Below are 19,717 nucleotides of genomic sequence, written 5' to 3' on the forward strand. Positions count from 1 at the left end.
AGCGGGGTCACGGGTCGGCAACGATCCCGCACGACGGGTCGGGTGCCTCCTACGCTCGCCCCATGGGGCGGCTGAGCACGACCACGACGACCGGGGCGGTGCTCGTCGTGCTGCTGGCCACGGCGGGCTGCGCCTTCGACACCACGGCGCCGCCGCGGCCGGTGGCCGAGGTCGTCGAGGGTCCCCCCGACTGCGCGCTCAGCACCGACGCCTGGGTCGTGCCCGAGCCGGGTGCCGCGCCGTCGGCCCCGCCGCCTCCGCTGGCCGGGTCGGTGCCGGACGGCTTCACGCCGGTCTCCGCCGTGCGGTGCGCCTGGACGACGGACAGCGTCGACGACCCCGACGGCCGCTGGTCCGCACGCCTCGAGACGACCTGGACGGACGACCTCGACCGGCTGCTGGCCGCCCTCGCCGTGCCCGACGAGACCGGCGGCTCGGGCGTGTGCACCGCCGACATGGAGATCGTGCCCGACCTCTGGCTGACCTCGGCCGACGGACGGTCGATGCGCGCGGCCTGGCCGGTGACCCCGTGCGGGAAGACGCTGCCCGGCACGCACGACGTGCTCGACGCGCTCTCCGTCGAGGAGGAGCGGCTCGTCCGCGTCTCGCTGGTCCAGAGCCGGGCGGCGCTCGACGCCGGCTGCAGCATGCAGGCCTCCCTGCCCTGGATGCTCGGCGTCGGGACCACGACCAGGATCGAGGGCCTGGAGCCCGACGACGTCGTGACCGACGACGCGGCCGGCACGACGACGGTGCCGGCTGTCCCCGCCCAGCCGATGGCACCTCCTGCGCTGCCCGACCCGGCCGACCTCGACCGCGCCTGCGTGTACGCGGTCGACCCGCCCCTCCCCGAGCCCGCGGCGCCCACCGACAGCCCGTTCGGCACCGGCGCCGGGTCAGGGTCCGCGGCGGCGCCGGGGACGATCTCGAAGTCGGTCACGAGCGGGACGTTCGCGCGGGTCGTGCCGCTCGCCGACGGCGTCGGCTCCCGGCTGGTGCTCGCCGCGGGGCAGCCGTCGACGCCAGGGCTCGAGCAGTGCGACGCGACCGCGACGTCGTTCGTGACGCTCCCCGACCACGCGGCGGGCGCCTCCCTGCCGTCGGACCCGCTGCTCACCGCCGAGCTGGACGGCTGCGGGCGGATGCTGACGAGCGACGGAGGCGCGAGGCCCTTCCCCGAGGAGCTCGCGGGCCCGCTGCGCGGCTGAGCCGCCGGGCTGGACGGGCCGGCTGGACGGGCCGGGCACGTCTCCGGAGGCCGGGCGGTGCCTCAGCGCCCGGGCGTCGGCCCCGCCAGGATCTGCTGCGCGCGGTGGGTGAGCTCCGGGTCGACGACGATCTGGTAGCTGCGGGCGAGCACCTGGTGGGTCGAGGTGAAGTCGCGGCGGCGCCGGCTGATCGCGAAGCTGGCGAGGCCGTAGAGCATGCCGAAGCCGGCGCCGATCAGCGACGCCGCGAGGATCGTCGTGACGGAGGCGGTGTCAGGCGAGAAGAGGAGCATGACGGCCCCGAAGAAGACGCCGATCCAGAGGCCGGTGACGGCGCCGGCCAGCGCCGCGCGGCCGTAGGTCAGCCGACCGGTGACCCGCTCGACCGTGGTGAGCTCGTTCCCGATGATGGCGAGCTGCTTGATGGGGAAGTCGGCGTGCGACAGGCGCTCGACGACGGCCTGCGCCTCGGGGTAGCTGGCGTACGTCCCGAGGACGTCGCCGCGGGGCAGGGTCGGGATGCTCGGCGCTCGGCGGCCCCACGGGCTCGGGTTCGTCATGAGAGCAGTGAAACACGTCGGCATGGACGGCAGCACGCGGCGCGGTCGGGCTGAGCGACTAACTTGGAGGCGTGAGCGCCACCAGAGTCTTCGTCGCCCGTCTCGCCGGGTGCTCCGTCTTCGACCCCGCCGGCGACAAGGTCGGCAAGGTGAGGGACGTCCTCGTCGTCTACCGCCGTGAGGACCCGCCTCGGGTCGTCGGCCTGATCGTCGAGGTGCCCGGCAAGCGCCGCGTCTTCGTCAGCATCGGCCGCGTCACGAGCATCGGCTCGGGGCAGATCATCACGAGCGGCACGATCACCCTGCGTCGCTTCGAGCAGCGCGGCGGCGAGACCCGCGTCATCGCCGAGATGCTCGGCCGCCGCGTCTCCCTGCGCCGGGACGGCGGCCGAGCCGTCGTCGAGGACGTCGCGATCGACGAGGTCAGCGAGGGCGACTGGGAGATCGGGCAGCTGTTCCTGCGCCGCCCGAAGACCACGCCGTCGCCCTTCGGCAAGGGCCCCACCGCGTTCGCCACGTGGGACGAGGTCGTCGAGGAGACCGAGACCGGCGAGGCCCAGAGCGCCGAGCACCTCATCGCCGCCTACTCCGACCTCGTGCCCGCCGACCTCGCCAACACCCTGCTCGACCTGACCCCCGAGCGCCGCCTCGAGGTGGCCTCCGAGCTGTCCGACGACCGCCTGGCCGACGTGCTCGAGGAGCTGCCGGAGGACGAGCAGGTCGAGATCTTCTCCCAGCTCGACGACCAGCGCGCCGCGGGCGTGCTCGACCAGATGCAGCCCGACGACGCCGCCGACCTCATGTCCCAGCTCGGCGACGAGCGCAAGGAGCAGCTGCTCCAGCTGATGGAGCCCGAGGAGGCGGACGACGTCCGCATGCTGCTCAGCTACGACGCCGACACCGCCGGCGGCCTGATGACCACCGAGCCGGTGATCGTCTCGGCCGACGCCACGGTGGCCGAGGGCCTCGCCCTGATCCGGCGCCACGAGCTGGCGCCGGCGCTCGGGGCCGCCGTCTGCGTCACGCTGCCGCCGTACGAGCCGCCGACCGGGCGCTTCCTCGGCATGGTGCACTTCCAGCGCATGCTCCGCTACCCGCCCAACGAGCGCCTCGGCACGCTGCTCGACCAGCAGCTCGAACCGGTCCGCGTCGACGCGACGGCCCTCGAGGTGACGCGGGTCATGGCGACGTACAACCTCGTCAGCGTGCCCGTCGTCGACGCCGCCCACCGCCTCGTCGGGGTGGTGACCATCGACGACGTCCTGGACCACGTGCTGCCCGACGACTGGCGCAGCAACGACCAGGACAGACCGCTCAGCCGCTCCCGGGCGCGTGCCCGCCGCGCCCCCCTGACCACGACGCCGACGACGACCCCGAGGAGGACAACCGGTGGCACGCGATAACCGGAGCACGGTCCGACTCGACTCGCCCAAGGGGCTCCGCACCCGGGTGCTGCCGGGGCGGCGCCGTGCCGGGCGCGACCGCTTCGGCCGCGCCACGGAGGCGATCGCCCGCGCCATGGGCACGCCGCAGTTCCTGATCGCCCTGACGGCGTTCTGCGTGCTGTGGATGGTCTACAACACGACGGCGCCCGACTCGATCCGCTTCGACAGCGCCGCGATCGGCTTCACGGCGCTGACGCTGATCCTGTCGCTGCAGGCCTCGTACGCCGCGCCCCTCATCCTCCTCGCGCAGAACCGCCAGGACGACCGCGACCGCGTCCAGTTCGAGCAGGACCGCCAGCGGGCCGAGCGCAACCTCGCCGACACCGAGTACCTCGCCCGCGAGGTCGTGGCCCTGCGGATCGCGATCCGCGACATGGCCAGCAAGGACTTCATCCGGGCCGAGCTGAGGGGGCTGCTCGACGAGATGGACCGTCGGGACGAGGAGGCGGCCGCGGCGGCCGCGACGGACGACGCGCCCCGTGGCTGACACCGCTGCCGCAGACGCAGGCACCGCCGCCGCTCGGGTGCGGACGGCGCTGGGATCGGTGCTCGACCCCGAGATCCGCCGACCGGTCACCGAGCTGGACATGATCGGCGACGTGTCGGTCGACGAGGCGGGCGCGGCGACGGTCTCGGTCAAGCTGACCATCGTGGGCTGCCCCGCCGCCGACACGATCGAGCGCGACGTGCGGGCCGCGACGGCCTCGGTCGACGGCGTCACGGACGTGACGGTCGACGTCACCGTCATGACGAAGGAGGAGCGGCACGCGCTCACCGAGAAGCTCCGAGCCGGCCGAGGGGCCCGCGTGCAGCAGTTCGGGCCCGACTCGCTCACCCGCGTCATCGCGGTCACCAGCGGCAAGGGAGGCGTGGGCAAGTCGACCCTGACCGCCAACCTCGCCGTCGCCCTCGCGGCCCGCGGCCTGTCGGTCGGCATCGTCGACGCCGACGTCTACGGCTTCAGCATCCCGGGCCTGCTCGGCCTGGTCGGCCCGGACGGCGCCGCCGTCAAGCCCACGCAGGTCGACGACATGATCCTGCCGCCCGTGGCCCACGGGGTGAAGGTGATCTCGATCGGCATGTTCGTCGACGACTCGTCCGTCGCGGTGGCCTGGCGCGGACCGATGCTGCACCGCACCATCCAGCAGTTCCTCACGGACGTGTTCTTCGGCGACCTCGACGTGCTGCTGCTCGACCTGCCGCCCGGCACGGGCGACGTCGCGATCTCGGTCGGGCAGCTGCTGCCCCACGCCGAGGTGCTGGTCGTGACGACGCCGCAGCCCGCGGCGGCCGACGTCGCCGAGCGCAGCGGCGTCGTGGCCCGCCAGACCGGCCAGCGCCTCCTCGGGGTGGTCGAGAACATGGCGGGGCTCGCTCAGCCCGACGGCACCGTGCTCGAGCTGTTCGGCACCGGAGGCGGCGCCGAGACCGCGCGCCGCCTCTCGGCCGGGCAGGAGGCCGACGTGCCGCTGCTCGCCAGCGTGCCGCTGAGCCTCGGGCTGCGCGAGGGCGGCGACCTGGGCGCGCCCGTCGTCGTCGCGGCGCCCGACGACCCCGCGGCGCGGGTCATCGACGCGCTCGCGGGCACGCTCGCCGTGCGCCCGCGCAGCCTCGTCGGCCGCCGGCTGGGCCTCAGCGTCAGCTGACGGCGTCGGCGGACGACATCCGGGCGCACGAGAGGCCCCCGTGCAGGTGCACGGGGGCCTCTCGGGTGTCTCGTCTGATCGTCTCTCGCGGACGGTCGCGCTCAGGAGGAGACGCGACCGGCCCGCCAGCACGTCATCGGTTCCAGCACGGACCGGTGACGCGGGGAGGCGACGACGAGTCGACTAGGACCAGCGCGTGAAGGTGCGGGTCGGGATGGCGTGGTAGCCGTCACGGGCGACCGCGACGACGGATCCGACGATGCCGATGCTCGCGGCGACGGCCAGGACGATGATTCCGATGAACATGTTCTTCTCTTTGTCTGCGCTGTCGCGCGGTGTGGGCAGGACGATCGACCGCCTCCTGGACCAGGTCGTGCAGGGCACGACGACGGGTCTCGTAGGCGGTCGGTCAGCCTCGTTGCGGATGCTCGGGACCAGGTCGACCGAGCGGAGAGGGCATGGGGTCCCTCTGATGACAAGGTCAAGTGTGCGCCCTCACAAAGGGAAGCACAACCATGCTTTTCTACCGTGACACCGTAGAATCACTACATGGACGTCAAGAGGCTCGAACTGCTCCGTGAACTCGCCGAGCGGGGCAGCATCGCCGCCGTCGCCAAGGCGACGCACCGCACCCCGTCAGCCGTCTCGCAGCAGCTGAAGGTGCTCGAGAAGGAGGCCGGGGTCGCCCTGACCGAGCGGGTCGGCCGAGGGGTCGTCCTGACGGGCTCGGGCCGTGTCCTCGCCCAGACCGCCACCGACGTGGCCGTGGCCCTCGAGCGCGCCCAGGCCGTCTGGGCCGACTTCGTGGCGACGCCCCAGGGCGAGGTCACCCTCGCGACCTTCCCCACCGGCGGGCAGATGCTGCTGCCGGGCCTGCTCCGGACCATCGCCGAGACGCCGGGGCTCACGGTCGTGGCGACCGACCACGACCCGTCGATCCTCGAGTTCGCCGACCTCGCCGCCGACCACGACGTCGTCGTCGCGCACTCCCCCGACGGGCGCGCCTGGCGCGGGCGCGGGCTCGTCACGGTCCCGCTGCTCACGGAGCCCCTCGACGTGGCCCTGCCGGCCGACCACCGACTCGCGGGACGGGCCTCGCTCTCGCCGGGCGACCTCGAGGGCGAGACCTGGATCGGGGTCCCCACCGACTTCCCGTTCGAGTGGGTCTACCGCGAGATCGAGCGCGTCACGGGCAGCCCCGTGCGCGTCGCCCAGCGCTTCAGCGACACCAAGGTGACCGAGTCGCTGGTGGGCGCCGGCCTCGGCATCGCCGTGCTGCCGCGGTTCACCGCGAAGGAGGCGCGGGACGACATGGTCCTGCTGCCCCTCGAGAGCATCCGTGCCGTCCGCTACGTCTCGGTGCTGATGCGCCGCGACCGCGCAGAGCGGCCCTCCGTCCGCCGCGTCGTCGACGCCCTGCGCGCGGAGGCCTCGCGGGTCGCCGCGCTGCACGGCGGGGTCTGACGGGGTGCCGTGTGCGCGGAGGCGCGCGACCGGCGGCGGGGCAGGGCTAGGTCGCCTCGGCGTCCCACGGGGGGACCTCGCCGACGGCCAGCGGCTCGGGCGCCGGCCGTGGGCCGCCGCCGGGGAGCCCGACCGACACGGCAGCCGCCGTGGCCGGGGCCATCGCGCCCGACACGGGCTTGGTGGCGGCCTCGGGGGCGTCGAGGAGGGCGTCGCGGATGATGCGCCGCGGGTCGTACTGCCGCGGGTCGAGCTTCTGCCACTCGACCTCGTCGAACTCGGGCCCCATCTCGTCGCGCATGCGGGCCTTCGCGCCGTTCGCCATGTCGCGCAGGCTGCGGACGAGCTGGGCCAGCTTCGAGGCGTAGCCGGGCAGGCGCTCGGGGCCGAGGAGGAAGACGGCGAGCACGCCGATCACCAGGAGCTTGTCGAACGTCAGACCGAACAGGGACACGCATGCAGACTAACGTCTGCCCCCGATAGCCAGCCCCTAGGCTTGGGCACCGAGGAGTGAGTGTGTCGCAGATCGAATCGAGCTGGAAGTTCGCGGAAGAACTCGTGACGGAGAGCGGACCGCTGGCCGAGGCTCGGCAGCACTCGCTCGAGGTCGGGGTCGAGGCCGTCTCCCCCGCCGTCGGCGCGCAGCTGGCCGTCGCCACCGCCTCGTCGCGGGCCCGCAGCATCATCGAGATCGGCACCGGGGTCGGCGTCAGCGGCCTCTGGCTGCTCGCCGGTGCGCCCGACGCGACCCTCACCTCCATCGACCGTGAGATCGAGCACCAGCAGGCGGCGCGCGACGCCTACCTGCGCGGCGGCGTGCCCGCCGCCCGGGTGCGCCTGATCACCGGCCGGGCCGCGGAGGTGCTGCCGCGCATGAACGAGAACAGCTACGACGTCGTCTTCGTCGACGCCGACCCCGGATCCGTCATCGAGTACGTCGAGCACGGGCTCCGGATGGCCCGCCCCGGCGGCCTCGTGCTCGTCGCGCACGCGCTGTGGCACGGTGCGGTCGCCAACCCGGCGAGGCGCGACGCGACGACGACGGGGTTCCGCACCCTGCTCACCGAGGTCTCGACCTCGCCCGCCGTGATCAGCTCGCTGTCGACGGCCGGCGACGGCCTCCTCCAGCTCGTCAAGCGCTGACGGGCCCGAGCCCGGCGCAGGGCGTCCGCACGCACGCCGCACGGCGTCCGCACGCACGCCGACGCCCCGCCGGCCTGGAGCCGACGGGGCGTCGAGGGTGATGCGGGAGGTCGTGCCTAGTCGCCGACGACGTTCGCCAGCGCGTCGTGGAGCTCTCGTGCTTCGTCGTCGTTGACCGACACCACGAGGCGGCCGCCACCTTCGAGCGGAACGCGCACGATGATGAGACGGCCCTCCTTCACGGCCTCCATAGGCCCGTCGCCGGTCCTCGGCTTCATGGCTGCCATCAGATAGTCCCCTTTCGCGAAGATTCAGATCCCATTATCTGTGATTCTGCGGCTGACACCTAAACAAGAGGAGGCGTCACCCGGCTCACGGGGGCGTCCAGTCGTACCCGTCCACCCACCAGCACCAGTCGATCCAGAGCCACTGGCCCGCCACGGCGAGCAGCACGATCCCGATCCGCCAGACCCTCGAGCGTGGCATGGCGAGCACGCCGAGCAGCGGGAACAGCGGCATCAGCAGGCGCCAGGTGCTCGACTGCGGGAAGAACACGGCGAGCAGGTAGAGCGCGTAGGCGAGGCTCCAGAGCCGGAGGTCGACGCCGAGTCGTCGTCCCCACGGGCCCAGCAGGAGCACCGCGAGGGCGATCACCGAGATCACCAGCAGAGCCACCCCCAGACCACCCGGGAACCACCAGTTCGCCCCCTCGATCCAGGGCGTGAACGGCACGAGCGGGCCGTAGCCGATGTACGCCGAGCGCCAGGCGAGCTCCGTCTCGGTGTACGCGTCGAGCCTGCCGGTGACGAGTCCGGCGACGAGCAGCCAGCCGACCCCGAAGACCGCCGTCGCCACCGTGGCGGTTCCCGCGGCGAGCATCTCGCGGCCGGGGAACGGGTCGTCGCGTCGACGCCACCAGCGCCAGATCGTGTGCAGGCCGAGCGCGAGGGCCAGCGGCAGGGCGCCCGGTCGCGTGAACGACATGACCAGCACCACCGGCAGCATCGCCACGTAGCGCCGCTGCAGGAGCAGCAGCAGGGCCGCACAGAGCAGGAAGAGGAACATCGACTCGGCGTAGGCGACCTGCAGCAGGGGCGACAGCGGCGAGGCGCAGAACAGCACCACGCCGAAGAGCGCCGTGCCCTCGGGCAGCACGCGTCGGAGGAGCTTGTAGAAGAGCAGCGCCGTGCCGCCCGCGAAGACGGTCGACACGACCACGGCCAGGGTCGCGAAGGAGGCGCCGGTCAGCTCCATCAGACCGCGCACGAGGAACGGGTAGGCCGGCATGAACGCCCACGCGTTCTCGGCGACATGGCCCGTCTCGGTGAGCGGCAGCGTCGACGGGTACCCCACGGCCGCGATGATGTAGTACCAGTGGCCGTCCCAGATGCTGGCGAAGCTCGCGTAGTCCGGGCTCGCCAGCGTCCAGGCGTTGGCGCCCTGGCGCTGCGCGAAGCTGACGAGCAACGCCGTGCTCACGATGCGCGACAGGACGAAGACGCCGAGCACGCGGGCCCACCACGGCAGCAGCCGCCCGCGGACGGTCAGCCAGCGGCGCGCGTCGGAGGCACGTGACGCCGGACGGGTCGACGACACCGGACGGGTCGACGACGGACGGGCCGACGGCGCCGGGGACGGCCGCGTGGTCAGGCCGTCAGCCACGCCCGCAGTCCGCGCTCGTTGTCGAGGATCTGCTGGACCGGCACCCGCTCGTCGTCGTGGTGGGCCAGCAGCGGGTCGCCGGGGCCGTAGTTGACCGCGGGCACGCCGAGGGCCGAGAAGCGGGCGACGTCGGTCCAGCCGTACTTCGGCTTCGCCTCGCCGCCGACTGCCTCGAGGAACCGGCGGGCCAGCGGGGCGTCGAGCCCGGGGCGGGCACCCGGGGCGAGGTCGACGATCGTCACGTCGAAGCCGGCGAACAACTCGCGGACGTGCGCGACGGCCTCGTCCGCGCTGCGGCTCGGCGCGAAGCGGTAGTTGACGTGCACCATGCACTCGTCGGGGATGACGTTGCCGGCCACGCCCCCCGTGATCCCGACGGCGTTGAGCCCCTCGCGGTAGACGAGCCCGTCGACCTCGACCTCGCGCGCCTCGTACGCCGCCAGCACGTCCAGGATCGGGGCGGCCGCGTGGATGGCGTTCGAGCCCACCCACGAGCGCGCGCTGTGCGACCGGGCACCGAAGGTGCGGATCTCCGCCCGCAGGTTGCCGTTGCAGCCGCCCTCGACCTCGCTGCGGGTCGGCTCCCCGAGGATGGCGAAGTCGGCCTCGAGGAGGTGCGGGTGCAGCCGTGCGAGCCGCCCCAGCCCGTTGAGGGCGTCGGACACCTCTTCGTGGTCGTACCAGACCCACGTGACGTCGACCACGGGCTCCGTGAGCTCGACCGCGAGGCGGAGGTGGACGGCGCTGCCGGCCTTCATGTCGACGGTGCCGCGGCCCCACAGGTACTCGACCCCGTCGTCGTCGGTCTCGAACCGGGTCGGCAGGTTGTCGTTCAGCGGCACGGTGTCGATGTGCCCGGCGATGACCACGCGGCTGGCGCGGCCGAGCTCGGTCCGGGCGACGATCGCGTCACCGTCGCGGAACAGGGTGAGGTGGTCGTGCCCCTCGAGGGTCTGCCAGATCGAGTCGGCCACCGCCTGCTCGTCCCCGGAGACGGACTCGACGTCGCAGAGCTGGCGGGTGACGTCGACGGCGGACACGCTCAGGTCGAAGGGCGGCATGGACCCGAGTGTAGGGCCGGTGCCCGGCAGGTCGCCGGGCGGCGCCTCCCCGCCGCCCTACGATCGAGGGCATGACCACGGACACCCCCGCCGCCACCCACGCCCACGGGTACGGGCTCGCCACCGTCGCCCGCGACGGCAGCACGCTCGACACCTGGTTCCCCGCGCCGTCGCTCGGCCGGCTGCCCGCCGACCGCGACCCGGCCCTCGTGCCCGCCGAGATCGCGGACGCCGCCGGGCCCGACGCCCGTCGAGGCGTCGACCTCGTCCCGGTGACCGTCGAGATCGAGCTCGCCACGCCTCCGGCGTCCACCCCCGACGCCTACCTGCGGCTGCACCTCCTGAGCCACCTGCTCGTCGCGCCGAACACCATCGACCTCGACGGCGTCTTCGGCCACCTGCCCATCGTCGTCTGGACCAACGCCGGACCGGTGCACCCCGACGACTTCACCCGTCTCCGTCCGTCGCTGCAGCGCGCCGGGATCGCGACCACGGGCATCGACAAGTTCCCGCGGATGCTCGACTACGTCACCCCCGACCGCGTGCGCATCGCCGACGCCTCGCGGGTGCGCCTCGGCGCCCACCTCTCGCCCGGCACCACCGTGATGCACGAGGGCTTCGTCAACTTCAACGCGGGCACGCTCGGCGCGTCGATGGTCGAGGGCCGCATCTCGCAGGGCGTCGTCGTCGGCGACGGGTCGGACATCGGAGGCGGCGCCTCCATCATGGGGACCCTGTCGGGAGGCGGCACCCAGCGCATCACCATCGGCGAGCGCGCGCTGCTCGGCGCCAACGCCGGCATCGGCATCGCGATCGGCGACGACACCGTCGTCGAGGCCGGCCTCTACGTCACGGCGGGCACCAAGGTCGTCGTCGTCGGAGGCACGCCGACGAACGACGGCAAGCAGCAGACGGTCAAGGCCGTCGAGCTCTCGGGCCGCCCGGGGCTGCTGTTCCGCCGCAACTCGGTGACCGGCGCCGTCGAGGTGCTGCCGCGCAAGGGCCACGGCATCACGCTCAACTCGCAGCTGCACGCGTAGCCGCGACGACAGGACGGGCGAGTCCGTCGTCCCCGGGTCGTCGTCGACGCCCGGTCACGACGGACTCGCCCGTCTGCGCTGCCGGTGCCGCGGCTAGCGCTGAGGCCAGTCGCGCTGGGTCTCGCCCAGGTAGAGCTGCTGCGGGCGGCCGATCTTGGTCGCGGGATCCTGGTTCATCTCGCGCCAGTGGGCGATCCAGCCGGGCAGGCGGCCGATGGCGAACAGCACCGTGAACATGCGCGGCGGGAAGCCCATCGCCTTGTAGATCACGCCGGTGTAGAAGTCGACGTTGGGGTAGAGCTTGCGCTCGACGAAGTAGTCGTCGGCGAGGGCGATGTCCTCGAGCTCCATCGCGATGTCGAGCAGGTCGTCCTTGACGCCGAGGGCAGCGAGCACCTCGGTGGCGCTCTCCTTCACGAGGCGGGCGCGGGGGTCGAAGTTCTTGTAGACCCGGTGGCCGAAGCCCATGAGCTTGACGCCGTCTTCCTTGTTCTTGACCCGCTCGACGAAGCGCTCGACGCCCTGGCCGCTGTCGCGGATCTCGGCGAGCATCGTGAGCACGGCCTCGTTCGCACCGCCGTGCAGCGGGCCGTAGAGCGCGCTGATGCCGGCCGAGATGGACGAGAACATGTTCGCCTGCGTCGAGCCGACGAGGCGGACCGTCGACGTCGACGCGTTCTGCTCGTGGTCCTCGTGCAGGATGAGGAGGCGCTCCAGAGCCTTCGACAGCACCGGGTTCACCTCGTACGGCTCGGCCATCGTGCCGAAGTTCAGCTTGAGGAAGTTGTCGACGAAGCTGAGCGAGTTGTCGGGATAGAGGAACGCCTGGCCGAGGCTCTTCTTGTGCGCGTAGGCCGCGATGACCGGCAGCTTCGCGAGCAGGCGGATGGTCTGCAGCTCGACCTGGGCAGGGTCGCTGACGCTCATCGACCCCTCGTAGAAGGTGCCGAGGGCGCCCACCGCGCTCGAGAGCACGGACATGGGGTGCGCGTTGTGCGGCAGTGCGTCGAAGAAGCGGCGGAGGTCTTCGTGCAGCAGGGTGTGGCGGCGGATGCGGGCGTCGAAGTCGGCCAGCTCGTCGGCGGTGGGCAGCTCGCCGTAGATGAGCAGCCACGCGGTCTCGAGGTAGGTCGAGTTCTCGGCCACCTGCTCGATCGGGTAGCCGCGGTAACGCAGGATCCCCTCGTCACCGTCGATGTAGGTGATCTTCGAACGGGTCGCGGACGTGTTCACGAACCCCGTGTCGAGGGTCGTGTAGCCGGTCTGCTTGGTGAAGCTCGAGATGTCGATCGACGAGGCACCCTGGGTGCTCGGCACGATCGGGAACTCGGCCGTCCCCCCCGGGAACTGCAGCGTGGCCTTCTGGGCGTCGTTGGCAGGATCAGTCACCCTGTCACCCTAGCGGTCAGCCCTGGAGGCGCTCCACGGCCGCGGCGATCCGCTCGTCGGTGGTCGTGAGGGCGACCCGCACGTGGCGCCCGCCGTCGACGCCGTAGAAGCTGCCGGGCGCGACGAGCACGCCGCGTTCGGCGAACCAGTCGACGCTCGTCCAGCAGTCCTCGTCGCGGGTGGCCCAGAGGTAGAGCCCGGCCTCGCTGTGGTCGATGCGGAACCCCGCGGCCTCGAGGGCGGGGGCCAGGGCCGCTCGACGGGCGCGGTAGCGCTCCTTCTGCTCACGCACGTGAGCCTCGTCGCCGAGGGCTGCGCGCATCGCCTCCTGCACCGGGGCGGGCGGCATGAGGCCGGCGTGCTTGCGCACGGCCAGGAGCTGGCCGATCACGTGGTCGCAGCCGGCGACGAAGCCGGCCCGGTAGCCGGCGAGGTTCGACTGCTTGCTGAGGGAGTAGACGCTGACGACGCCGCGCAGGTCGTCACCGACGACCCGCGGGTCGAGGATGCAGGGCGTCGGGCTGTCGGCCCACTCGCCCTCCCAGCCGAGCTCGGCGTAGCACTCGTCGCCGGCGACGACGGCGCCGAGCTCTCGGCCGCGCGCCACGACCGCCCGCAGGTGCTCGTGGTCGAGGACGGCGCCGTCCGGGTTGCCGGGGCTGTTCACCCAGATCAGCCGGGTCGACTCCGGCCACTCGGCGGGGTCGTCGCTGGCCAGCACGTCGGCGCCCACGAGCGCCGCGCCGAGCGCGTAGGTCGGGTAGGCGGCGACCGGGTGCACGACGGTGTCGCCCGGGCCGAGGCCGAGCCAGAGCGCCATGCCCGCGATGAGCTCCTTGGAGCCGATGGTGGGCAGGACGTTCCCGTCGTGCAGGCCGGACACGCCCCTCCTGCGCTCGTACCACTCGGCGACGGCCGCCCGCAGCGCGGGGGTGCCGGCGACCTGCGGGTAGGCGTGGGCGTCGGTCGCGGCCGAGAGGGCCCGGGCGACGACCTCGGGAGTCGGGTCGACGGGCGAGCCGACCGAGAGGTCGACCATGCCGCCCTCGTGCCGACGGGCGACGGCGGCCGCCGCCGCGAGCGAGTCCCAGGGGAAGTCGGGCAGCGACAGCGCCACGATCGACCGGGGCCTAGGCCTGCGCGCCCTGCGGGGGCAGGGCGGAGATCACGGGGTGGTCCCCCGCGATGACCCCGACCTTCGCCGCGCCGCCGGGCGAGCCGATCTCGTCGAAGAACTCGACGTTGGCCTTGTAGTACTCGGCCCACTTGTCGGGCAGGTCGTCCTCGTAGTAGATCGCCTCGACGGGGCAGACGGGCTCGCAGGCGCCGCAGTCGACGCATTCGTCGGGGTGGATGTAGAGCGAGCGTTCGCCCTCGTAGATGCAGTCGACGGGGCACTCGTCGATGCAGGCACGGTCTTTGACATCCACACAGGGCAGTGCGATCACATACGTCACGTTCGGGGGGTTCCCTTCACCTCGGGCAGAGGGTCCAGCCTAGCGCGCCGTCGGCTGGGTGCCGGCGGAGGAGGCGGTCGGCACGGAGTCGGACGCGGTCGACGAAGCAGCGGTCGACCCGGCGTCGGGCCCGGCGCCCCGCGGCGGCAGGGTCGGCCAGGCGATCACGACCATCGCGATCAGCAGGGGCCCGAAGGTCCACGCGTAGCCGGGGCCGTTCGCCGGCACGAGCGCCGAGCCGCCCGCACCCGGCTGGGACAGCAGCGCGGCTGCGCCGAGCAGGCCGAGCGCGACCGCGACCGCGACGACGCGGGAGCCGAAGAGGAGGCGCATGCCGGCCAGCAGCGCCGCGGCCATCACCAGCGACAGCACGAGGCCGGACCAGATCGGCGCGCCGGCGACGGTGACGGTGCCCTGGTGGGCGACCGTGCCGAGGGCTCCGAAGACGGCCCCCGCGGCGAGGGCGAGCCCCGTGGTCGCCACGCGGCCGCCGGTGCTCATGTCGGCGAACTCGGAGGCGCCGGCGGGGCCGGACGCCCGGGAGTCGGGCTCCGGCACGAAGCGGAACGACTCGCTCGTGCCCAGGTGCTGGACCGCGCCGTGGGGGAAGAGGATCCCCGCCGCGCCCCGGGGCAGGTCGACGACCTCGACCTGCGTCCGGTAGCGGCGCAGGGCGGCCAGGCGGCGTGCGGTCGAGGCGCGGACGTCGACCGTGCGGACCGAGTCGTCGGCGGCGAGCGCCTCGGCCTCGGCACCCGTGGCCTGTTCCGCGCCCGCGACGACGGCGAAGAAGGGCACCTCGGCCAGGCGCGCGACGCGCACGGCGGCCCGGTTGGCCCGGACGTGGTCGGGGTGGTGGTAGCCGCCGTCCTCGTCGTAGCTGACGATCGCCGTCGGCCGCACGGACTCGACCACGGCCTGCAGGTCGGACACGATCTCGCCGAACTCGGCCGCGCAGAAGGCGGCGCCGTGCAGGTCGGGGGTCGGGCCGGCCACGCCGTCCGACCGCCAGACCATGCCGCTGTCGCGGTACACCCGCGCCGGCAGCCCGTGGGTGCGCGCCTCGGGATCGCCGAGGAACCGGTGGTCGCGGACGCCGAGGTCGCGCATCGCCTCCGCGATCTCGCCCTCGCGGTGCGCGGCGAGGGCGGCTTCGTCACCGCGGAGCCGGGCCAGGTCGTCGGGCATGACCTCGCCGAGCTCGCCGCGGGTGCAGGTGACGATCGTCACCTCGGCGCCGGCGTCGACGAGGGCGGCGATCGTGCCGCCCGTCGCGATCGTCTCGTCGTCCGGGTGCGCGTGCACGAAGAGGACCCGCTCGGCCCGCAGGGCGGAGGGCTGGCCGGGGCGGGCATCGCCCTGGCGGGCATCGGAGGCGGAGCCGAAGTACGTCATCACTGGACAGGATATGCCGCCCCGCACTATGGTCGGTCCGGCCCGGGAAGCTGGTGAGGTTAGCCTAACCAAACTGACCGGACCGGTCGCGGTCACCCCACCGCCGCACGCCCTCCTCTCGAAAGCCGTCGCCCGTGCTCGCCAACTACCTCATCGGACTCCGCGAGGGCCTCGAGGCCGCCCTCGTCGTGGGCATCCTCGTCGCCGCCGTCGTCAAGCTCGGCCGCCGGGACGTCCTCCCCCGTCTCTGGCTCGGCGTCGCCGCCGCCGTCGTCCTCTCGCTCGGCCTCGGCGCCGTGCTCACCTTCGGCGCGTACGGCCTGACGTTCCAGGCCCAGGAGATCATCGGCGGCGGCCTCTCGGTCGTCGCCGTCGGGTTCGTCACCTGGATGGTCTTCTGGATGGCCAGGACGGCGCGCAGCATGCGCGGCGAGCTCGAGTCGAGCCTCGACCGCGCGATCGCCGGCGGGGCCTGGGCGGTCGTCGCGCTCGCCTTCCTGTCGGTCGGGCGCGAGGGCATCGAGACCGCCCTGTTCGTCTGGGCGACGGTGCAGTCGACCGGAGGCGGCGAGGCGCCCGTCGTGGGCGCCCTGCTCGGCATCCTCACGGCCGTCGCGATCGAGGTCGCGATCTACCGCGGGGTCGTCCGCCTCGACCTGCGCCGCTTCTTCACGGTCACCGGGTACCTGCTCGTGCTCGTCGCGGCCGGGGTGCTCGCCTACGGGGTGGGAGACCTGCAGGAGGCGGGCGTGCTGCCGGGCCGCACCTCCCTCGCCTTCGACGTCAGCGCCGCCGTGCCCCCGACCAGCTGGTGGGGCACCCTGCTGCAGGGCCTCGTCAACTTCACCCCGACGCCGAGCTGGCTCCAGGCGGGCGTCTGGCTCGCCTACCTCGCCGTCGTCGTCCCGCTCTTCGCGCGCGCCACCCGTGGCCGCGCGCCCCGTCCGGCCAGCGGGACCACCGCCTCCGCCGGGGCTGCCTCCGCGAGCGACTCCCCCACCGACCGTCCCACCACCCGCACGACCGCAGGAGCACCACGATGACCCCTCGCCCCCTCGCCCTCGTCTCCGGCGCGGCGCTCGTCGCGCTCGCCCTGACCGGCTGCGTCGCGAACTCCCCCGGCGGCGCCGCCACTGCCGGCGCGACCGTCGTCACGGTCGACGGGAACGCCGACGCGTGCGCGCTCTCGGCCACCACGGCGCCGAGCGGCCCCGTCACGTTCACCGTGACGAACACGGGCGACGACAACACCGAGTTCGAGCTGCTCGCCTCCGACGGCCTGCGCATCATCAGCGAGAAGGAGAACATCGGTCCGGGCACCAGCGCCTCGATGACCGTCGCCGTGCAGCCCGGCGACTACGTCACGGCGTGCATCCCCGGCCTCGTCGGCGAGGGCGTCCGCGCCCCGTTCACCGTGACCGACTCGGGCGCCGACGTGACCCCCGTGGGCACCGAGAAGGAGCAGGTCGACGCCGCGGCCGCCGCGTACCTCGGCTACGTGAAGGACCAGGTCGGCCAGCTCGTCCCCGCGACCCAGGCGTTCCTCGACGCGTACACGACCGGCGACGACGACCTGGCACGCAGCCTCTACCCGACTGCCCGCGCGTACTACGAACGCATCGAGCCCGTCGCCGAGTCGTTCGGCGACCTCGACCCGAAGATCGACTTCCGCGAGGCGGACGTCGAGCCCGGCACCGAGTGGACCGGCTGGCACCGGATCGAGAAGGACCTCTGGCAGCCGACCGCGGACGAGAACGGCGGCGAGGCCTACACGCCCCTCACCCCGGACGAGCGCACTCGCTTCGCCGGCCTCCTCACCGCGGACACGGCCGAGCTGCAGTCGGCCGTGACGGCGAGCGGGTTCTCGATCAGCATCGACACGATCAGCAACGGCGCCGTCGGCCTGATGGACGAGGTCGCCACCGGCAAGATCACCGGCGAGGAGGAGATCTGGTCGCACACCGACCTCTGGGACTTCCAGGGCAACCTCGAGGGCGCCCGCGTCGCCTACGAGGGCGTGCGCGACATCGTCGCCGACAAGGACCCGGAGCTCGTCGACCGCATCGACTCGCGCCTCTCCGCCCTCGAGGACCTCCTCTCGTCCTACGGCAGCCTCGAGGCCGGCTATCCCTCGTACACGGAGCTGACCGACGCCGACAAGAAGAAGCTCAGCGACGCGGTCAACGCCCTGAGCGAGCCCCTCAGCGAGCTCACCTCGACGCTGGTCGGCTGACGGGTGCGCGAGGGCGGACGATGACGGACGAGGAGGCGCGGGGCGCGACGAGCGAGGGCGCTGCGGCCGGCGGGTCCGCTGGTCCGGGTGCCCCGGCACGCGGGCTCTCGCGCCGCGGACTGCTGGGCCTGATCGGCACGGGCGTCGGCGCGGGCGCCCTCGGCGTCGGGGTCGGGGTCGGCGGCGACCAGGCCCTGCAGGCCCACGCGTCGGGCACCTCCGGCGCCGCGGCCCGCTACCCCTTCGCCGGCCGCCACCAGTCGGGCATCACGACCGCGGCCCAGGACCGGCTGCACTTCGCCTCGTTCGACATGGCCGCCGGCACCACCCGGCGCGACCTCGTCGAGCTGCTGCAGGACTGGAGCGCGGCCGCCGCCCGCCTGACCCAGGGGCTCGACGTCAGCGAGACGGGCGCGACCGGGGGCTCGCCCCTCGCGCCGCCGGACGACACCGGGGAGGCGACGGGGCTGCCCGCCGCCGGGCTCACGATCACGATCGGCTTCGGCCCGACCCTGTTCACGGACGCGACCGGCGCCGACCGCTACGGCATCGCCTCGCAGCGACCCGCCGCCCTCGTCGACCTGCCCCACTTCTCGGGCGACCAGCTCGAGGCGGCGCTGACCGGCGGGGACCTGTGCGTCCAGGCCTGCAGCGACGACCCGCAGGTCGCCGTCCACGCCGTGCGCAACCTGTCGCGGATCGCCTTCGGCCGGGCCTCGCTGCGCTGGTCGCAGCTCGGCTTCGGCCGCACGTCGTCCACGACGCGGGGCCAGTCGACGCCGCGCAACCTGTTCGGGTTCAAGGACGGCACGGCGAACGTGCGCGCCGAGGACGGCGCCGCCGTCGAGGAGGGCGTCTGGGCCGCCGGCAGCGACGGCGCCGGCTGGATGGACGGCGGCTCGTACCTCGTCGCGCGCAAGATCCGCATGACCATCGAGACCTGGGACCACGCCTCGCTCGCCGAGCAGCAGACGGTCGTCGGCCGCGACAAGGGCGAGGGCGCGCCGCTGTCGGGCGGCTCGGAGTTCACGGCCCCCGACTTCTCGGCCGTGGCCGCCGACGGCTCGGGACCGGCCATCGCCGTGGACTCGCACGTGGCGCTCGCCCACCCCGACCAGAACGGCGGGGCGACCCTGCTGCGCCGCGGCTACAACTTCGTCGACGGCAACGACTCGCTCGGGCGGCTCGACGCCGGGCTCTTCTTCATCGCGTTCCAGCGGGACCCCCGACGCCAGTTCGTGCCGATCCAGACGGCGCTCGCGCGGAACGACCGGATGAACGAGTACCTCAAGCACGTCGGCTCGGGCATCTTCGCCGTGCCGCCGGGGGCGAGCCAGGGCGGCTGGGTCGGCGAGACCCTGCTGGGCTGAGGCGCGCCTCCTGCGGGAGGGCTCGGCGGGCCGTCTCGGAGGGCCTGGTCGGCGTCGCGACCCTGGACGGGCGTGTCGACCCGGACGGGCGGGACGGGCTAGACGGGCGTGACGACGTAGGTCGCGACGACCGCGCCGTCCGAGGACTGCGTCGTGAGCGTCAACAGCACGCGGTACGTGGCTCCCGTGAACGTGCCGAGGGCGGTGTCGCCGTCGACGTTCACCCCGCTCGCCGTGTAGCCGGCGCCCTCGAGCTGGGTCTGGGCCGTGGCGAAGTCGTCGAGGCTGCCGACGGTGAGCTGGGCGACCCAGCCGGTGCCCTCGGGGCCCGCTCCCCCGCCGCGGACCGTCCCGTCGAGCAGGGGCACGTCGGCCGGGAACGACTCGGGCAGGGTGCCGTCGGTCGACACGCTCGCGCCGCCGAGCACGTCGCCCACCGCGTCCTCGACGGTGCCGCGCACGCTCTCGACGCCCTGGTCGACGGCGCTGCCCACGATGTTGTCGACCATCGAGCCGTCGCCGCAGGCGGTCAGGCCGACGACGACCCCGCCGGCCAGCAGCAGGGCGGAGGCGGAGCGGACGAGACGGGTGCGGGGAGTGCGGGTCAGCGTGGTCACGGCGACGACCGTAGCGCCCGCCGCTGT

Annotated in this window: 21 protein-coding genes; 10 read left to right on the forward strand and 11 right to left on the reverse strand. The window is 73.4% G+C overall.

From position 1 onward, the window contains the following. The first annotated feature begins 62 nt into the window (after positions 1-62). The gene (locus tag ITJ48_RS10295; RefSeq protein ID WP_194613611.1) at positions 63-1,208 is read left to right on the forward strand and encodes a hypothetical protein; all 1,146 of its coding nucleotides are present in this window, start codon (positions 63-65) and stop codon (positions 1,206-1,208) included. Positions 1,209-1,270: 62 nt separating this feature from the next. Here the strand turns inward: ITJ48_RS10295 and ITJ48_RS10300 are convergent, their stop codons facing one another. Then, positions 1,271-1,768, reverse strand: a complete 498-nt coding sequence (locus ITJ48_RS10300) for a general stress protein (RefSeq protein ID WP_194613612.1) — start codon at positions 1,766-1,768, stop codon at positions 1,271-1,273. Positions 1,769-1,839: 71 nt separating this feature from the next. Here ITJ48_RS10300 and ITJ48_RS10305 point away from each other — a divergent pair, with 71 nt between their 5' ends. Genes ITJ48_RS10305 through ITJ48_RS10315 form a run of 3 tightly spaced genes read left to right on the forward strand, consistent with a single transcriptional unit; the run spans position 1,840 to position 4,859 of the window. After that, complete coding sequence (locus ITJ48_RS10305) at positions 1,840-3,171, forward strand: magnesium transporter MgtE N-terminal domain-containing protein (protein WP_194613613.1); 1,332 nt, start codon at positions 1,840-1,842, stop codon at positions 3,169-3,171. Continuing rightward, positions 3,158-3,700, forward strand: coding sequence for a DUF1003 domain-containing protein (locus tag ITJ48_RS10310; protein WP_194613614.1), 543 nt, complete (start codon positions 3,158-3,160; stop codon positions 3,698-3,700). Before ITJ48_RS10305 ends, ITJ48_RS10310 begins: the two co-directional genes overlap by 14 nt. Next, positions 3,693-4,859: an Mrp/NBP35 family ATP-binding protein gene (locus tag ITJ48_RS10315; protein WP_370544877.1), complete on the forward strand. Its 1,167-nt coding sequence runs from the start codon at positions 3,693-3,695 to the stop codon at positions 4,857-4,859. The genes ITJ48_RS10310 and ITJ48_RS10315 overlap by 8 nt, the downstream gene beginning before the upstream one ends. A 183-nt stretch (positions 4,860-5,042) precedes the next feature. Here ITJ48_RS10315 and ITJ48_RS16445 read toward each other — a convergent pair whose 3' ends face one another. Beyond that, on the reverse strand, positions 5,043-5,165 hold the full coding sequence (locus ITJ48_RS16445) for a hypothetical protein (protein ID WP_255524533.1): 123 nt from the start codon (positions 5,163-5,165) through the stop codon (positions 5,043-5,045). Between the two features lie 243 nt (positions 5,166-5,408). Here ITJ48_RS16445 and ITJ48_RS10320 point away from each other — a divergent pair, with 243 nt between their 5' ends. Continuing rightward, a complete protein-coding gene (locus ITJ48_RS10320; protein WP_123548134.1) occupies positions 5,409-6,323 on the forward strand; it encodes a LysR family transcriptional regulator in 915 nt (304 codons plus the stop codon). 46 nt (positions 6,324-6,369) lie between these two features. Here ITJ48_RS10320 and ITJ48_RS10325 read toward each other — a convergent pair whose 3' ends face one another. Beyond that, the gene (locus ITJ48_RS10325; protein WP_123548342.1) at positions 6,370-6,771 is read right to left on the reverse strand and encodes a Sec-independent protein translocase TatB; all 402 of its coding nucleotides are present in this window, start codon (positions 6,769-6,771) and stop codon (positions 6,370-6,372) included. A gap of 68 nt (positions 6,772-6,839) precedes the next feature. On the opposite strand from ITJ48_RS10325, the gene ITJ48_RS10330 reads away from it, so the two are divergent. Next, entirely contained in the window at positions 6,840-7,466 is a 627-nt protein-coding gene (locus tag ITJ48_RS10330; RefSeq protein WP_166644796.1) for an O-methyltransferase, read from the forward strand. A 116-nt stretch (positions 7,467-7,582) separates the two neighbouring features. Here ITJ48_RS10330 and ITJ48_RS10335 read toward each other — a convergent pair whose 3' ends face one another. From ITJ48_RS10335 to dapE, 3 genes are all read right to left on the reverse strand, one after another. Continuing rightward, positions 7,583-7,753 (reverse strand): DUF3117 domain-containing protein, encoded by a 171-nt coding sequence (locus tag ITJ48_RS10335; RefSeq protein WP_123548132.1) that lies wholly within the window; start codon positions 7,751-7,753, stop codon positions 7,583-7,585. Between the two features lie 85 nt (positions 7,754-7,838). Beyond that, on the reverse strand, positions 7,839-9,128 hold the full coding sequence (locus tag ITJ48_RS10340) for a hypothetical protein (RefSeq protein ID WP_370544878.1): 1,290 nt from the start codon (positions 9,126-9,128) through the stop codon (positions 7,839-7,841). Beyond that, positions 9,113-10,189, reverse strand: coding sequence for a succinyl-diaminopimelate desuccinylase (gene dapE / locus ITJ48_RS10345; RefSeq protein ID WP_194613615.1), 1,077 nt, complete (start codon positions 10,187-10,189; stop codon positions 9,113-9,115). Before dapE ends, ITJ48_RS10340 begins: the two co-directional genes overlap by 16 nt. 71 nt (positions 10,190-10,260) lie before the next feature. On the opposite strand from dapE, the gene dapD reads away from it, so the two are divergent. Continuing rightward, positions 10,261-11,229, forward strand: a complete 969-nt coding sequence (dapD, locus tag ITJ48_RS10350) for a 2,3,4,5-tetrahydropyridine-2,6-dicarboxylate N-succinyltransferase (RefSeq protein ID WP_194613616.1) — start codon at positions 10,261-10,263, stop codon at positions 11,227-11,229. Positions 11,230-11,322: 93 nt separating this feature from the next. On the opposite strand, the gene ITJ48_RS10355 is transcribed toward dapD, so the two are convergent. Genes ITJ48_RS10355 through ITJ48_RS10370 form a run of 4 tightly spaced genes read right to left on the reverse strand, consistent with a single transcriptional unit; the run spans position 11,323 to position 15,470 of the window. Continuing rightward, positions 11,323-12,618, reverse strand: a complete 1,296-nt coding sequence (locus tag ITJ48_RS10355) for a citrate synthase (RefSeq protein WP_123548129.1) — start codon at positions 12,616-12,618, stop codon at positions 11,323-11,325. A gap of 16 nt (positions 12,619-12,634) precedes the next feature. Further along, positions 12,635-13,738, reverse strand: a complete 1,104-nt coding sequence (gene dapC, locus ITJ48_RS10360; protein ID WP_370544964.1) for a succinyldiaminopimelate transaminase — start codon at positions 13,736-13,738, stop codon at positions 12,635-12,637. 10 nt (positions 13,739-13,748) lie between these two features. Then, complete coding sequence (gene fdxA / locus ITJ48_RS10365; protein WP_123548127.1) at positions 13,749-14,075, reverse strand: ferredoxin; 327 nt, start codon at positions 14,073-14,075, stop codon at positions 13,749-13,751. A gap of 39 nt (positions 14,076-14,114) precedes the next feature. Next, complete coding sequence (locus ITJ48_RS10370; protein WP_194613618.1) at positions 14,115-15,470, reverse strand: PIG-L family deacetylase; 1,356 nt, start codon at positions 15,468-15,470, stop codon at positions 14,115-14,117. 134 nt (positions 15,471-15,604) lie between these two features. Between ITJ48_RS10370 and efeU the strand changes: the two genes are divergently transcribed. From efeU to efeB, 3 genes are read left to right on the forward strand one after another with little or no spacing between them, the layout of a single operon-like run. Next, positions 15,605-16,513, forward strand: coding sequence for an iron uptake transporter permease EfeU (gene efeU / locus ITJ48_RS10375; RefSeq protein WP_194613619.1), 909 nt, complete (start codon positions 15,605-15,607; stop codon positions 16,511-16,513). Next, entirely contained in the window at positions 16,510-17,703 is a 1,194-nt protein-coding gene (gene efeO / locus ITJ48_RS10380) for an iron uptake system protein EfeO (RefSeq protein ID WP_194613620.1), read from the forward strand. The genes efeU and efeO overlap by 4 nt, the downstream gene beginning before the upstream one ends. Before the next feature lie 20 nt (positions 17,704-17,723). Further along, positions 17,724-19,073, forward strand: coding sequence for an iron uptake transporter deferrochelatase/peroxidase subunit (gene efeB, locus ITJ48_RS10385; protein WP_194613621.1), 1,350 nt, complete (start codon positions 17,724-17,726; stop codon positions 19,071-19,073). A 98-nt stretch (positions 19,074-19,171) separates the two neighbouring features. On the opposite strand, the gene ITJ48_RS10390 is transcribed toward efeB, so the two are convergent. Next, a complete protein-coding gene (locus tag ITJ48_RS10390; RefSeq protein ID WP_192041143.1) occupies positions 19,172-19,690 on the reverse strand; it encodes a hypothetical protein in 519 nt (172 codons plus the stop codon). Positions 19,691-19,717: the final 27 nt, after the last annotated feature.

Origin of the sequence: Frigoribacterium sp. VKM Ac-2530 (assembly GCF_015350835.1) — a bacterium.
Classification (GTDB): domain Bacteria; phylum Actinomycetota; class Actinomycetes; order Actinomycetales; family Microbacteriaceae; genus Frigoribacterium.